Source organism: Bacteroides sp. AM37-9 (genome assembly GCF_003603455.1).
Classification (GTDB): domain Bacteria; phylum Bacteroidota; class Bacteroidia; order Bacteroidales; family Bacteroidaceae; genus Bacteroides; species Bacteroides xylanisolvens.
The window spans coordinates 64,740-78,478 of sequence record NZ_QTNF01000005.1 but is presented as its reverse complement, the minus strand read 5'-3'; the positions used below and the strand labels follow the sequence as shown (position 1 = coordinate 78,478).

Genomic DNA, 13,739 nt, shown 5'->3' with positions numbered 1-13,739 from the left:
GCTATTGCTCGTTTTTTGCTATCCTATTCCTGTTCATCGTCCCGTTTGATGACAAGCAGTTTGTCTACTCGTCCGCGGTCCATATCCACCACTTCGAATTGCAGATTCTTGTAGGTGAAGATGTCTCCTGCTTTCGGGATGCGGCCAATCAGGAACATGGCCAATCCACCCAGAGTGGTGAAGTCTTCCGATTCCAGATCTTCATAGGATAGGATACCCATTTCCTCCATGAAGTCGTCGATATTCATTGAAGCTTCCACCAGCATTGAACCATCCTGCCTTGTGACGATTTCTTCTTCTTCCATTTCATCCTCTTCAAGGATGTCTCCAAAGATACTTTCGGTCAGGTCGTGCAGTGTGATAATGCCTTCTGTGCTGCCATACTCGTTAACAACAATTCCGAACTTGTTTTTGTTCTTCTTAAATAGCTCTAAAACTTTATTTGCATACAAACTTTCCGGAATAAAGAGGGGAGGACGGGCAATTTCGCGCAGGTTAAACACCTTTTTGTTGCCTACCATCAGGATAATATCCTTTACGGAAACCACACCGATAATCTCATCTTTCCGTTCGTCTACCAATAGATATTTACTGTAATGTTCTTCTTCGATAATCTTCATCACTTTTTCCTGTGTATCATCGGGATGAAGGATAATAAGATCTCTGCGATGTGTCATCAGTTCGTTGGCGCGTTTATCAGAGAAACGGAATACGTCGCGTATCATCTCCGTTTCCTCTTTGTCAATCACACCCTGCTCCGAACTTTGATGCAGGATCATTTTGATTTCCTCCTGTGTCATGGGGCGTTCTTCGCTTTTCAGACCGATAAGTTTGTTCAGTAACCGGGTAGAGACGCTTAGCAACCACACAAAAGGATAAGAAACCTTCGTCAGCAGAATCATGACCGGGCTGAACAAAGTGGCGTACCGTTCCGGATTACTAAGAGCAATGGATTTAGGAACCAGCTCTCCGATAATCAGAGAAAGATAGGTGATGATTGCTACGGTAGTAATCATTGCCAGGTTGCGTGCGTATGCTTCTGCGCCCGGAATGAGAGAAAAGAAAGGTACGAGGTCGTCGGCAATAGCCACACCACCATACGCACCGGATACGATACCGATCAGCGTGATACCAATCTGAATGGTAGACAAGAACTTTTCCGGTTCTTCCAATTGTTTTAAAACTCCTCGGGCTGATTTGTTACCTTTTGCGACAAGTGTTTCAAGACGTGCTTTGCTGGATGATACCAACGCAATTTCATACATGGCAAAAATGCCATTCAGTACAAGTAAGAAAACGATAATAAGAAATTCCATAAATGGATTAAAATGGTTATTGCTTCGAAATTATATAAAAAAAGAATACTCTCTCTATATATTAATGATAATTAGGTAAAATTGTTTGCTTCGCTATGTCGGTATTTTACAAAACGGAGGAGAATATGGGATATATTAAAGCATTTGAATATAGGTTGTATTGATAAATATTCAGGCACGGAATTATACAAAATTCCGTGCCTGGTAGTAGTCATACGAAAGTATTGTTTATTACTTCTTAGCGTAGCTGTCTGCTTTGGCTTTTGTACGTTCAATGCGTTTTTGAGTGTCCGGATGTGAAGAGAACATTCTTTGTGCATAGGATGCTTTAGGAGCATCTTTTGCAAGTTCTGCCAATTTACTCAAGGCATTTGCCATTGCATAAGGGTCGATGCCGTTTTTTACGCAGAATTCAACACCATAATCATCGGCTTCATTTTCTTGCTTTTGTGAGAATTGTGCACCGGCAAGAGCTTCTGCCATGGCTCCCAGTTCGGAGTCTGTCAGTTTGGCTACTTTGTCGTTGGCTGCACCTGCCGCGTTCTTCACAGCTGAACGTAGGTAGGCATTTTTCATAGCGTCTTTGGAATCTGTGTGAACCACATGACCGATTTCATGACCTACCACTGCCATTACTTCTTCATCCGTCATAACATCCATTAGACCGGCGCAGATACGTACACTACCGTCACCGCAGGCAAAGGCGTTTACGTCTATTACTTCATATACGCCAAAGTTAAGTTTCAGTCCGTCCACTTCTTTGATATGTCCCGTCAGTTTCTCCAGACGTTTGCCATATTCAGTATCAGGTTTTGTCAATGGATTATGAGTGTCCATCCATGCCATATATTCCTTACTCATATTAGCAATGTCCGCATCAGATAATGTAACGGCTGATACTACATCTTTACCTGCTTGTAAAGCTTTTCCTAAATTAATCTTCTTGCCGAATTGTGCAGAAGCTGTCATTCCCATGCCTAATAATACGAAGGCAATCATAGCGATTTCTCTTTTCATACTCTTTTTCTAGTTTAATGTTCTATGCATAAATTAATACTCAAATGTTATTCCTAATGTGGGGAGCAAAGTCCCGCTCGATTGTTGGAGGCGTTTCATTTTATAGTGTTGGCTGTTGGCAGGAGCTGCCGGATTTTCGATGATGCCGGTGCTCATCAGCACATCCTGCTGTTTCAGTTTGCTGGCCGTGATATTCTGCAAATCAAGATAGAATCCCAGCATGCAATGTTTCAGATAAAATGTCTTGTCGATGCGGAGGTCTACCTGTGCAAAGGCCGGAAGACGTTCCTTATTATATTTTGAATAGTCGTAATATGCTTTGCCTTGTGCATCCCAAGCGGATACTAAAGATGACTTTTCTTCATCATAAGGGGTGTAAGGAGCACCGCCGATGCAACTGACTTTCATGCCAACACTCCATTGGTGGGGCAGATTGTAAGTTCCCCGTAAATTGAAAATATACCGGTTGTCCCATGCAGATGCAATGTATTCGCTCTCTTTGTCGTTGCGGTATTCACTTTTAAAGATGGTGAAGGAAGAAGCCAGATTCAGTTTCTTGGCGATCAGCCACTTTACCAGAATCTCCGCGCCATACGAACGTCCTTGAGCGGTAGAAGTCAGCAATTCATTGCCAATCACTCCATAGTCATTTCCTTTGCAGGTAAGAGGAATATCGTCTACAACGGAGAGCGGAATTTTGTCATAGTCTTTATAGAATCCTTCGACGGAGACTTCGAACGTATCTCCTTTGCGCCAACTAATGCCCAGACTTTCCTGGCTGACTTTCATATAGCGCAGATTGTATTTGTTGACATACATTCCGTTATTATCTTTAAAACCGAGTGCCGTGTAAGGAGGCAACTGATAATAAAGTCCTGCATTTCCGCTTACGAACCAGTGCTCGGCAAGTTGGTAGGAAAGCGATATGCGGGGAGAAAGCTGATCGGAGAGTGACTTCATGGCCGACGAATAATTGTTGGCATCAGCTCTCAATCCCAAGGAAGCTGTGAAACGTTCGTCCATCGAAGAGTAGCTGATAGTGCCGAAAAGTCCCCAACGTATCATTCCCAAATAGGTATGGTAATCAAACGTTTGTGCCTGATTGGTATATGCCTTTTGAAAGGTGGTGTTGGTATATTGACTATAATCCAGATTCACTCCGAGATTGACTTTCCAGTTGCGGAAAGAAGAATTGTTTTCGAAGCGGAACTTCGTCTCCTGTTCGGTAGAACGGAGGCGGAGCATCAGATTTTCCGGAATGCTTTCATCATTCTGCCGGTATTTGGTGTTGCGATTGTTAAGGTAACTGTGACTGACTACCACCGATTGCACATGCGGCCCTGCATAGTGACGATATACAGCACCTAAGGTAAACGTTTCCTGCTTGATTTTTGGCAGGTAACTAAGGATGTATTCATTGTCCTCGCTATCTGCTTTCGTGTTCAATCGCATATTGTCGATTCCTCCAAGCCCCAATACCGTCAATTCGTTCTGCTCGTTGAACCGGGTTTTCAATTTGAATTGCGCATCGGTGAAAGTCGGCAGGAAAGGCAGGTCGAGCATATCAAACAGGAATTGCAGATAAGATTGACGCACAGATACCAGATAGGAGGTTTTCTTTCCAATATGTCCGTTGGAGGCCAGAGAGACTTCGGATGCTCCGAGGGTAGCTTTTAGTGAGTTATGCTCCATGTCTCCGTCGCGCAATTTGAAATCAAGCACGGAGCTAAGCGCGTTTCCTCTGTCAGTGGGAAAAGCACCTGTATAGAAATTTACTTCACGGATCAGGTCGGCATTGAGAATCCCCACCGGACCGCCGGAGGCTCCTTGTGTGCTGAAGTGATTGATATTGGGAATTTCCACTCCGTCCAGATAGAAACGGTTTTCAGAAGGAGAACCACCGCGTACAATCAGGTCATTGCGGTAGCCGATAGGCGAGAAGGCAACTCCCGGATAAGACTGAACAATACGCGAAATGTCCCGGTTGGCTCCCGGACTCTTTTCTATTTCCTGCAATCCGATGATGCGCAGGCTGACCGGACTTTCCAGATCGCGCCGGAAAGGAGAAGCGGTGACGGTTACTCCTGCGAGTTCGGTCAGGTTCTCTTCCATTTCTATCGAAATGTTCAGATCTTTGGTAGATAAGATATATTCGGGAGTAGTGACACTCTTGTAGCCGATGGCTGTCACTTGCAGACGGTAGATGCCGGGAGGTACTTGTTCGATAGTGAAATGACCTTCCGCATTGGTGACACCACCTTTGTTCAGCCCAAGAATCATTACGTTAATGAATTCTAATGGCTGACGGCTGTTTTTCTCAATCACCGTTCCCTTTATTTGATGTACAGGTTGTGCCTGTAACAGGGAAAATAGGATGTTAGAAAATAGTAGCAGTGTCAATAGTTTTTTCATGTGATTGCCAATTGTCGCTGCGAAAGTACGAAAAAAGTATTAAATAATGATACCTTCCGTGAAAAAAAAAAGAATCACTTCTGATTTGGTTCGTTTTACCTGCTGATAAAGTTAGTCGGGTTTTGTTTCACATTTCATTTTTATATCTTATTTTTGTGGGACATATTAAAACAGATTCCTTATGAAGACTGTAAAATTGATCACTTGTAATGATGCGATGAAGGCACATATCCTTCAGGGAGCATTGGAGAATGAAGGCATCGAGTCTATTCTGCACAATGAGAATTTCTCTACTTTGTATAAAAGTTGCGTGAGTAGTATAGCAGGGGTGGATATATTGGTGGCAGATGAAGACTACGAGAATGCTGTCCAAGTGTTGAAGGATAACGATAGTTGGCCGGAAGAGTTAACGCTTTGTCCGTATTGCGGTTCATCGGACATCCAGTTGGTTTTGAGAAAAGAAAAGCGTTGGCGTGCTATGGGGGCTGCTATCATTTCTGCATTAATGGTCATTCCCCCGGGAGACAACCACTGGAACTATACCTGTAAACAGTGTCATAAAAACTTTGAAATGCCGGTTGCTAAATTTAATCCTGCTGCAGAGCCAGAGGAATAATTATATCTAACTATTTATAACACACAATGGAAAAGAAAAAAAATCTATTAATTGCTCTTCTTTTAATTTGGGTAGCTCCCTCTTTTGCTGCCAAAGTAGATACCTTGTTAATTAAAAGTCCTTCCATGAATAAGGAAGTGCAAGTGGTCGTTGTTACGCCGGATGTTGCATCAGGAAAGAAAGCGGTGGCTTGTCCTACTATTTATTTGTTGCACGGTTATGGTGGAAATGCTAAAACATGGATTGGCATTAAACCGAATCTTCCCCAAATTGCGGACGAAAAAGGAATCATATTCGTTTGTCCGGACGGAAAGAATAGCTGGTACTGGGATAGTCCGGTCAACCCGTCTTTCCGCTATGAAACTTTTATTTCGTCGGAACTGGTGAAGTATATCGACGAACATTACAAGACGATTGCCGACCGTAAGGGACGCGCCATCACCGGATTGAGTATGGGTGGACACGGAGCGATGTGGAATGCAATCCGTCATAAAGATACGTTTGGTGCCAGTGGAAGTACAAGCGGAGGGATGGATATTCGCCCGTTCCCTAAAAACTGGGATATGTCCAAGCAGTTGGGAGAATATGAATCGAATAAGGAGGTATGGGATAATCACACCGTTATCAATCAGATTGATAAGATAGAGAATGGCGATTTGGCTATCATTGTCGATTGTGGAGAAGGAGATTTCTTCCTGAATGTGAACAAGGATTTGCATAACCGCCTGTTGGAAAGAAAGATCGATCATGATTTTATTACCTGCCCGGGAGGACATACAGGGCAGTATTGGAATAACTCCATTGATTATCAGATTCTGTTCTTCGATAAATTTTTCAAGAAATAAAACCGGGAATACTTGACTTTGGCTTTTCAATGTTGTATCTTTGGTACAGAATCATAAAATAGATTGAGGTTAAACTACGATAGAAGGAGGGAGCGGAAGCTTTCTCCTTTTTTGTTGTATCCTTGGGAGTCGTGAGCTTTATCCCGGTTTATAAAAGGGATGAAACCAGAGATTAACGTGTTTTATACCGCAGCTTTATGAAAATTAGACGGTGCGTTACGACTCATTAAACGCTGCGTTAGGAGAAGTTAGAGCCTTTGTTAGGTAAAATCAGAGCCTTTGTTTCGGAATAAACAAAGTTGAGGCATGAAAAGTATCTTTATAGGTTAAGAATCTATAATTCTGCTCTTGACAGAAATAGAGTGATTATGCTACTTTAAAAGAGAATTCGATGTTCGGAATGAAAGATTATTCGAAAGAAATCGAAATGTTGCGTGTGTATGGATAATAGCTGGCCTGTCCTCCGGCATAGGTCGTCTGACAAATCATTCTGGATGGATTTCCTTTTTTATCAAACCCATACGAATAAACTGTCTTTTCATCGTTACTTCCTGCAGGACAACTGCGTATGGTGAAATGGCGCGGGTCCTTACCCAATAACCCTGCGTAAAGAGCTTCAATATGGAATGTCAGAGGGTGTATCTCCAATAAACCGAGGCAGGGCAAATGGTATGTAGAACTTTCTTCTCCCGGTTCATAAATGAACTTGTTTTCAAGGCCGTTCATCTTGGAACTGATAGAGGTTATATCTCCGTTCTCGTATGTAAGTGATGTTGATGAATATTCTCTATTGTCGATATTCTCGACAATTCCGGTTAAGTATCCTTCTGCAGAGTAAGAAAATTGATAAATACGATTTTGTGAAGACAAACTGTATACACATTGACTGGCATAGCCTTCGCTATTTAATGTATATACTAAAGTGAGATAGTCAGTGGTAACTGTTACCTGATTATCAGAGTAGCTCAAGTTTACTTCGTTACTGATTTCTTCTTCGAAATAACGTTGTTTTATAATATGTTGAATCAGGCGCTCGCCATCGAACATAAACTTCTCTGTCTTATTTACAGGTTTTGAATCGTTCTCGACGGATTCATTGAAAATCATAGCCCATTGCCCTTTATCCTCTTCTGTACCCTTTTCGTCATCATCCGAACAACTGAATGTCAGTATTGCCAGCAATAAAATAGCTACTTTTTTCATCCTTTCTTATTTTAATTGTAATCCGTTACTACTAAAACGTCTACTAGCCGGACTTATTACGCTTTTCTCTATCTTGAATTGTGCTTTTGTCGTCTCTTCGGTTTCCTCGTCCTTTGGTGGATAACTTCCGTCAATAACACCGATGGCTACTTTTAACATTCTTTCGTTAGGATCACCGAATGGCAGAAACTCACTGTAATTAGTAACTCCACCAATAGTCGTTTCACTAATTTTAAGATCTGTTGCAGGGGAGAGAGCTCCTCCGGCATCGTGGTTGGAATCATAAACAGTGCAGACTACCGGATTGATTGACCACAGAAATTCTTCATTAATGAATTGTTCTGTTGCTACATTTTGTCCTTTGGTGACACCACCGATGGTTACAACAGGATAGCTGTCTTTCAGGAATAGGCTCCTGATTAACATTTCCGGTGCTCCGGCTGTTGTACTGCTTGTGATAGCGAATAGGGCGGGCAGGTCTAAATTAACACCGCTCTTTAATATCTCACTATCAAAGTTGATGGTAGCATCCTTGTCCCTGTTTTTATTATTATATTCCAGATAGGCCATCGGCTTATTTAATCGTACTTCTGAAGTCAGAATTGTACCTAATAACTGAACGCAATCCAATGAACCACCGGCGTTGTAACGTAGGTCAAGTATAACATATTTCACGCCTGCTGTCTTGAACTCTTGTGAGATTTGTCGCAGTTCGTTATTATACTTGTCTGGATCACTATTGGTTCCGGCAGTGAAGCTATTGTACATGAGATACCCTACTTTGATATCTCTATTGTTTTCTTTTACCGTAAGTATTTTGGTTTTATGTACCGGATTATCCTCAATGGATCGTGCAGCAGGTAGTTTTAATGTTATGTCATTAGGTACTACCTTATATACAAATTTTTCTTCTCCTACTTCTTCCCCTTCTTCCGGCTCAACAGGAACTTCTTTCCATACTCCCATCACCAAATCCCGGGCTTGGGTTCCCTGTAATAATTGAGTCTCATATTTCTTGCTGATGTAAGAAGTATCGACTTTCATAATCCAGTTTCCACGTTCCAGTCCGGCTGCTTCTGCCGGTGAACCGGGAATGACGTAAGTAATTAATGCGTTATATGCTGTATCGATATCCACACTTCGAACTAGTGAATAGTCGAATCCATAAGTAGGCAGCGGAGCCTCCATCACAGAATCTACAAACGAGTAGCTGTCTTTTTTTGATTTCACTTTAGATAAGAACGAGGCAGGTTCCAGAAACAGATTCACATCATCGTAGGAAGGTAGATCTTGATACCACAGATAGTGCTGTTGCATGATGTCGTACATCCATGTATCCAGTGCAGTTTGATGGGCATACTCCGGCCAGCGGTCGACACCACAGGAGAAGAAACCACTGATAGATACGAAGATCAGGGCAGGTATGAGGATTATCTTTCTTAATTTCGTCATCATAAAAAGCTTTTTACTGTGCAAATGTAGGAAATACTTTGCTTATCTACCACATTTATGGTATAAAAATGCCTTCAATGTGTGATTGGGTGTTAGAGAATCTTGCCTTATCTTTGTGACATCAAAGTTTTCGATAGGTATTAGCTAAAATATAGAAAGTTATTAATAGACGGATTTTTATTCATGGAGATAGCTGCATTATTATCAGGAGGTGTCGACAGTTCGGTTGTCGTACATCTCCTTTGTGAGCAAGGATATAAGCCTACTCTTTTTTACATTAAGATAGGTATGGACGGAGCGGAATATATGGACTGTTCGGCAGAGGAGGATATTGAATTATCTACTGCAACGGCACGTAAATACGGTCTGTCTTTGGAAGTGGTGGACCTGCATCAGGAGTATTGGGAGAATGTGGCGGCGTATGCCATTGATAAAATTCGGCAGGGATTGACACCGAATCCGGACGTGATGTGTAATAAGCTTATCAAATTCGGCTGCTTTGAACAGCGTGTCGGGAAAGATTTCGACTTTACGGCAACCGGTCACTATGCTACCACCTTGCAATGTGATGGTAAAACTTGGCTGGGCACAGCAAAAGATCCCGTGAAAGATCAGACAGACTTTCTCGCCCAGATTGATTACCTGCAAGTTTCCAAACTCATGTTTCCCATTGGAGGGTTGATGAAGCAGGAGGTACGTGAGATTGCACACCGTGCCGGATTGCCTAGTGCCAAAAGGAAAGACAGTCAGGGGATTTGTTTTCTTGGAAAGATAAACTACAATGATTTCGTTCGTCGTTTTTTAGGAGAAAAGGAAGGGGCGATTGTTGAACTGGAAACCGGAAAGAAAGTGGGTACACATCGCGGCTATTGGTTCCACACAATTGGTCAGCGGAAAGGGCTCGGATTGAGTGGAGGTCCCTGGTTTGTAGTCAAGAAGGATATTGAGGAAAATACTATCTACGTATCCCATGGATATGGTGTAGAGACGCAATACGGTCATGAATTCCGGATGCATGATTTCCATTTTATTACTGATAATCCTTGGAAAGGTCAGGAGAAGGAGGTAGACATTACTTTCAAGATTCGCCACACTCCCGAATTTACAAAAGGAAAACTGATACAGGAAAGGGAGAAGCAGTTTCACATCTTGTCGTCCGAAAAGTTGCAAGGCATTGCTCCGGGACAGTTTGGGGTGATTTATGATGAAGAAGTAAAAGTTTGTGTGGGGAGCGGTGAAATCATCTGTTAAATAGTTTATTTTGATTGGTGAAGATTGGATTATCAGGAGATTTTTCACTACTTTTGTTTCGTAGAATATAAATAAAGGAGGATTGCTTATGACAACGATGGAATTGAAAAGTCTGAAAATGGACTTGGTGGAGGAACTCCTGAGTTTGAATGACAAAGAGATGCTCAATCGAGTGAAGAACTATTTGAAACGACTGAAAAAAATGGAAGCTGAAAAAGAAGAGGAAGAAATCACGAAAGAAGAAGTTCTAGCAGGGATTGACGCCGGACTGAAAGAGGTAAAACTTTCAATGGAAGGTAAGTTGGAGGTAAAGACTGCAAGAGAGTTCATTAATGAATTATGAAATTATAGTTAAGCCGACATTTCAGCGGGAGGCTAAAAGGCTGGCGAAACACTATTCCTCTTTTAAGGAGGATTTTGTTTCATTGATTGATGATTTAGAACAGAATCCTCTGCTAGGAACGGACTTGGGACATGGACTGCGCAAAGTTCGTATGAAAATAACTTCAAAAGGAAAAGGTAAAAGTGGAGGAGCGAGGGTTATAACATTTACTTTAGTCGTTTCTCAACAAGATGCAGTTTTGAATCTTCTCTATATTTATGATAAAGCAGATAGAGCGTCTATATCAGAAAAGGAAATAGAACAACTTCTGAAACAGAATGGATTGAAATAGAATAGAGAAAGGCACTGTTCACTAGTTTGTGCTAATAGGATGTGTAGGGTAATTCTTATAAGGCGGCATCTCAGATGTAGTATTCCGCTAAATCCACAATCCCAGCCCTCATCGCATATTTAGTAGCTTCATGTACATTATTTACTCCCAATTTGCGAAAGATATTCTTACGATGACTGTTTATCGTATGGAAACTAAGATTTTTCTCTGCTGCAATCTCTTTCGTCGTTTTTCCCAATGCAATTTCTTTTAGGATGTTCTTCTCCGTTTGTGTCAGCAGATGATCGTCTACGTTTGAGGCAGCCAGCGGAGAAGAAGTGCCTGAAAGCAACAGATTGCTGACATGATTGCAAATATACCGTTGTTTGCGGGTGGCACATTGAATGGCAGTCATGATTTCTTCTTTTGAATTATCTTTCATCACTACCCCGAAAGCCATACTGCTGAACAGTACCTGGCGGAGAAAGTTCAGGCTAAGTTCGTCAGAGAATAGAATCCAGTCGGCTTCCTTGAATCTTTCCTGCAAGACAATCAATTCATCCGCCCCGGCAAAATTGAACAGTGTATAATCCAATACAATCACCGCTTGCGGATGCAATCGTAGCTGCTGAATCAGTTCAGCCTTGTTATCAGCTTCTAAAAGGAGGGATACTTCCTTTTGTTTACTTAGCAGGAACATCATTCCTGCCTTACTGATATCCTGATTGTCTGCGATGATAAATTCTCTCATAAGCAATGATGAATAAAAAAACTCCGCTACAAATGTACGCATTTTGCGCGATTTGTAGCGGAGTTATGATAAGATTCTTGTATCCGGATTACCAGGAACGTCCTTTGAAGATATTTGACTGGTCAAGCGGAACGATATTTCCGTTCAATGTCAGGTTATTGTTGCTGAAGTTCGGGCTGATGCTAACCGAAGCAGTATTGTTTCCGCTGCTCATATTGATAAATACTTGAGCGGAGATGCCGATACCCTGAACGCTGAATGAGCAGTTCACATTTCCTTTTTTGTCGATATTCATCTTCATATCCGAAGAATTACCATCTACTGTAACACCACCGATTCCGTTAGGACCTGGGTAAGGAGTGTTGAAAGCAGTCTGTACGGTAGCTCTGTTGCCGTTCATCAAGACGAAGTTGGTGTTTGAAGTAACAAAAGCACTCATACCGTTGCGGAAGACAACTTGATTAGCTTCCAATACAAATTGCTTGTTCTTCAAAGCCTGTACAGCTTGTTGATAGGCTGCCATGTCCTGCACCTCTTCTTCGGCACGGAGTTTTGCTCTTTCTGCATCTCTTTGAGCTTTTCTTTCTGCGCGGCGTGCTGCTGCGTTACTTTCTTGTGCATACATCATTGTGCTTGCACTTACTAATACTAATGCTACTAATGCAATAAACTTTTTCATAACTTTTTTTTGTTTAGGTTTAATACGTTGTTCGTTTATTGCAAAAACAAAGTGTATGCCAGATTGTTCACGAACGTCTTGCAATTTTATATCCGATGGCTGCCACAGTGATACTCATTAAGGGGCTGATAATGTTGAAAAAACAATAAGGTAGATACACAAGTGTGGGTACACTCAAGATAGTAGCTTGTGTCATTCCGCAACTATTCCACGGAATCAATACGGATGTAACGGTTACTGCATCTTCCGTCGTACGGCTTAGTAAGCAACTTTCATACCCTTTCTTGGCATAAATATCGCGAAACATATTTCCCGTCAGAATGATACTGATGTATTGGTCGGCAGTTGTCAGATTAAGAAACAGGCCGGAGCAGACTGTCGCTCCAACCACGCTGACTGTTTTCTTCATGAAGCGGACGAAGATGGAAGTGATACTTCCCAGCATACCGCTTGCTGTCATTGCCCCGCCAAAACACATGGCGCACAGAATCAGCCAAATCGTATTCATCATTCCCGCCATCCCACGTGTAGCGATTAAATCTGTCAGAACGGCATTGTCTGTATGTAAATTTGTCGCTCCATAGACGGTCATCATCAGTCCTTTGAATAAAGAATCGAATCCGGAAACGGCAACTCCGGAAATCTCTTGCAACAATTCCGGCTGAAATATCAAAGCAAAGACACCAGCCAGCAGAGTGGATAGGAACAGCGTAACGATAGAGGGTACTTTCCGTGCTATCAGTATTCCGGTTACAACAGGAACTATTAACAACCACGGAGTGATATGAAACTTTTCGTTCAAAGCGGTTGCCACCTCCGCAATATGTTGTGTATTGCTGGCATCATGGGAAAGTCCTGCCACTGTGAAAATAATCAGCGTGATGATAAGAGACGGTACCGTAGTAATCATCATATAACGAATGTGACGGAACAGGGGAGTGTCTGTGATGGAAGACGCCAGGATAGTGGTTTCGGATAAAGGAGATATTTTATCCCCGAAGTATGCCCCCGAAATGATAGCTCCGGCAATCCATCCATCTTCAAAGCCTTGCGCCTTTCCGATACCCATCAATGCAATACCGATAGTGGCAATAGTGGTCCACGAACTTCCGGTCATTACAGAAATCAACGCGCAGATGATGCAGGTCGATGCCAGGAAGAAACTGGGATGGATAATTTGCATCCCGTAATAGATTAAAGTCGGTACTACTCCGCTAATCATCCAAATGCCACTTAACGCACCGATTATCAACAGAATGATGATGGCTGTTGCCACTCCGGCAATATTGTTGGTGATGGCGAGCTCGTAATCTTTCCAGGGAATCTTATAAAACACCATACCGATCAGGATACAAATGGCTGTAGTGGTAAGCAATGACACTTGACTTCCGCCGCTTAGGGCATCACTGCCAAAGGTACGGATAGTGGCAAACAATAATAACACCAGTACAACAATCGGTATCAACGATATGAGGGGAGAGGGGGCTTTCTTCATCTTGATTCTTATAACCTTTTATTTATTTTCCGGCTACTGCTTGTTGATA

Annotated in this window: 13 protein-coding genes; 5 read left to right on the top strand and 8 right to left on the bottom strand. The window is 42.2% G+C overall.

Annotated features, from left to right (window positions below; all coding sequences use genetic code 11):
- Nucleotides 1–23: 23 nt before the first annotated feature.
- The 3 genes from DW862_RS05290 to DW862_RS05280 form a co-directional block, all read right to left on the bottom strand.
- Nucleotides 24–1,316, bottom strand: a complete 1,293-nt coding sequence (locus DW862_RS05290; RefSeq protein WP_120067405.1) for a hemolysin family protein — start codon at nucleotides 1,314–1,316, stop codon at nucleotides 24–26.
- Nucleotides 1,317–1,547: 231 nt separating this feature from the next.
- Nucleotides 1,548–2,333, bottom strand: a complete 786-nt coding sequence (locus DW862_RS05285; protein WP_004296962.1) for a M48 family metallopeptidase — start codon at nucleotides 2,331–2,333, stop codon at nucleotides 1,548–1,550.
- A gap of 33 nt (nucleotides 2,334–2,366) precedes the next feature.
- A complete protein-coding gene (locus tag DW862_RS05280; protein WP_120067404.1) occupies nucleotides 2,367–4,745 on the bottom strand; it encodes a TonB-dependent receptor in 2,379 nt (792 codons plus the stop codon).
- A 181-nt stretch (nucleotides 4,746–4,926) separates the two neighbouring features.
- On the opposite strand from DW862_RS05280, the gene DW862_RS05275 reads away from it, so the two are divergent.
- Both DW862_RS05275 and DW862_RS05270 read left to right on the top strand, forming a co-directional pair.
- Complete coding sequence (locus DW862_RS05275; RefSeq protein WP_004316013.1) at nucleotides 4,927–5,361, top strand: DUF2007 domain-containing protein; 435 nt, start codon at nucleotides 4,927–4,929, stop codon at nucleotides 5,359–5,361.
- 26 nt (nucleotides 5,362–5,387) lie between these two features.
- Nucleotides 5,388–6,206: an alpha/beta hydrolase family protein gene (locus DW862_RS05270; protein WP_120067403.1), complete on the top strand. Its 819-nt coding sequence runs from the start codon at nucleotides 5,388–5,390 to the stop codon at nucleotides 6,204–6,206.
- Nucleotides 6,207–6,614: 408 nt separating this feature from the next.
- On the opposite strand, the gene DW862_RS05265 is transcribed toward DW862_RS05270, so the two are convergent.
- Both DW862_RS05265 and DW862_RS05260 read right to left on the bottom strand, forming a co-directional pair.
- Entirely contained in the window at nucleotides 6,615–7,409 is a 795-nt protein-coding gene (locus DW862_RS05265) for a DUF4595 domain-containing protein (RefSeq protein WP_117684424.1), read from the bottom strand.
- Nucleotides 7,410–7,415: 6 nt separating this feature from the next.
- Complete coding sequence (locus DW862_RS05260; protein ID WP_120067402.1) at nucleotides 7,416–8,864, bottom strand: S41 family peptidase; 1,449 nt, start codon at nucleotides 8,862–8,864, stop codon at nucleotides 7,416–7,418.
- 180 nt (nucleotides 8,865–9,044) lie between these two features.
- Between DW862_RS05260 and mnmA the strand changes: the two genes are divergently transcribed.
- The 3 genes from mnmA (at nucleotide 9,045) to DW862_RS05245 (ending at nucleotide 10,786) form a co-directional block, all read left to right on the top strand.
- A complete protein-coding gene (gene mnmA / locus DW862_RS05255) occupies nucleotides 9,045–10,112 on the top strand; it encodes a tRNA 2-thiouridine(34) synthase MnmA (RefSeq protein ID WP_120067401.1) in 1,068 nt (355 codons plus the stop codon).
- 88 nt (nucleotides 10,113–10,200) lie between these two features.
- Nucleotides 10,201–10,455, top strand: a complete 255-nt coding sequence (locus DW862_RS05250; protein ID WP_004316007.1) for a hypothetical protein — start codon at nucleotides 10,201–10,203, stop codon at nucleotides 10,453–10,455.
- Entirely contained in the window at nucleotides 10,445–10,786 is a 342-nt protein-coding gene (locus tag DW862_RS05245; protein ID WP_008643242.1) for a type II toxin-antitoxin system RelE/ParE family toxin, read from the top strand. The genes DW862_RS05250 and DW862_RS05245 overlap by 11 nt, the downstream gene beginning before the upstream one ends.
- A gap of 70 nt (nucleotides 10,787–10,856) precedes the next feature.
- On the opposite strand, the gene DW862_RS05240 is transcribed toward DW862_RS05245, so the two are convergent.
- The 3 genes from DW862_RS05240 to nhaC all read right to left on the bottom strand — a co-directional run bounded on the left by DW862_RS05240 (nucleotide 10,857) and on the right by nhaC (nucleotide 13,690).
- Complete coding sequence (locus DW862_RS05240) at nucleotides 10,857–11,516, bottom strand: response regulator transcription factor (RefSeq protein ID WP_120067449.1); 660 nt, start codon at nucleotides 11,514–11,516, stop codon at nucleotides 10,857–10,859.
- Nucleotides 11,517–11,604: 88 nt separating this feature from the next.
- Nucleotides 11,605–12,195, bottom strand: coding sequence for a DUF4251 domain-containing protein (locus DW862_RS05235; RefSeq protein ID WP_004305931.1), 591 nt, complete (start codon nucleotides 12,193–12,195; stop codon nucleotides 11,605–11,607).
- Between the two features lie 67 nt (nucleotides 12,196–12,262).
- Nucleotides 12,263–13,690: a Na+/H+ antiporter NhaC gene (gene nhaC / locus DW862_RS05230; RefSeq protein WP_120067400.1), complete on the bottom strand. Its 1,428-nt coding sequence runs from the start codon at nucleotides 13,688–13,690 to the stop codon at nucleotides 12,263–12,265.
- Between the last annotated feature and the right edge of the window lie 49 nt (nucleotides 13,691–13,739).

Coding starts and splice junctions, on each gene's coding strand:
- DW862_RS05290 (WP_120067405.1), bottom strand. CDS start 1,316: ATGGAATTTCTTATTATCGTTTTCTTACTTGTACTGAATGGCATTTTT.
- DW862_RS05285 (WP_004296962.1), bottom strand. CDS start 2,333: ATGAAAAGAGAAATCGCTATGATTGCCTTCGTATTATTAGGCATGGGA.
- DW862_RS05280 (WP_120067404.1), bottom strand. CDS start 4,745: ATGAAAAAACTATTGACACTGCTACTATTTTCTAACATCCTATTTTCC.
- DW862_RS05275 (WP_004316013.1), top strand. CDS start 4,927: ATGAAGACTGTAAAATTGATCACTTGTAATGATGCGATGAAGGCACAT.
- DW862_RS05270 (WP_120067403.1), top strand. CDS start 5,388: ATGGAAAAGAAAAAAAATCTATTAATTGCTCTTCTTTTAATTTGGGTA.
- DW862_RS05265 (WP_117684424.1), bottom strand. CDS start 7,409: ATGAAAAAAGTAGCTATTTTATTGCTGGCAATACTGACATTCAGTTGT.
- DW862_RS05260 (WP_120067402.1), bottom strand. CDS start 8,864: ATGATGACGAAATTAAGAAAGATAATCCTCATACCTGCCCTGATCTTC.
- mnmA (WP_120067401.1), top strand. CDS start 9,045: ATGGAGATAGCTGCATTATTATCAGGAGGTGTCGACAGTTCGGTTGTC.
- DW862_RS05250 (WP_004316007.1), top strand. CDS start 10,201: ATGACAACGATGGAATTGAAAAGTCTGAAAATGGACTTGGTGGAGGAA.
- DW862_RS05245 (WP_008643242.1), top strand. CDS start 10,445: ATGAATTATGAAATTATAGTTAAGCCGACATTTCAGCGGGAGGCTAAA.
- DW862_RS05240 (WP_120067449.1), bottom strand. CDS start 11,516: ATGAGAGAATTTATCATCGCAGACAATCAGGATATCAGTAAGGCAGGA.
- DW862_RS05235 (WP_004305931.1), bottom strand. CDS start 12,195: ATGAAAAAGTTTATTGCATTAGTAGCATTAGTATTAGTAAGTGCAAGC.
- nhaC (WP_120067400.1), bottom strand. CDS start 13,690: ATGAAGAAAGCCCCCTCTCCCCTCATATCGTTGATACCGATTGTTGTA.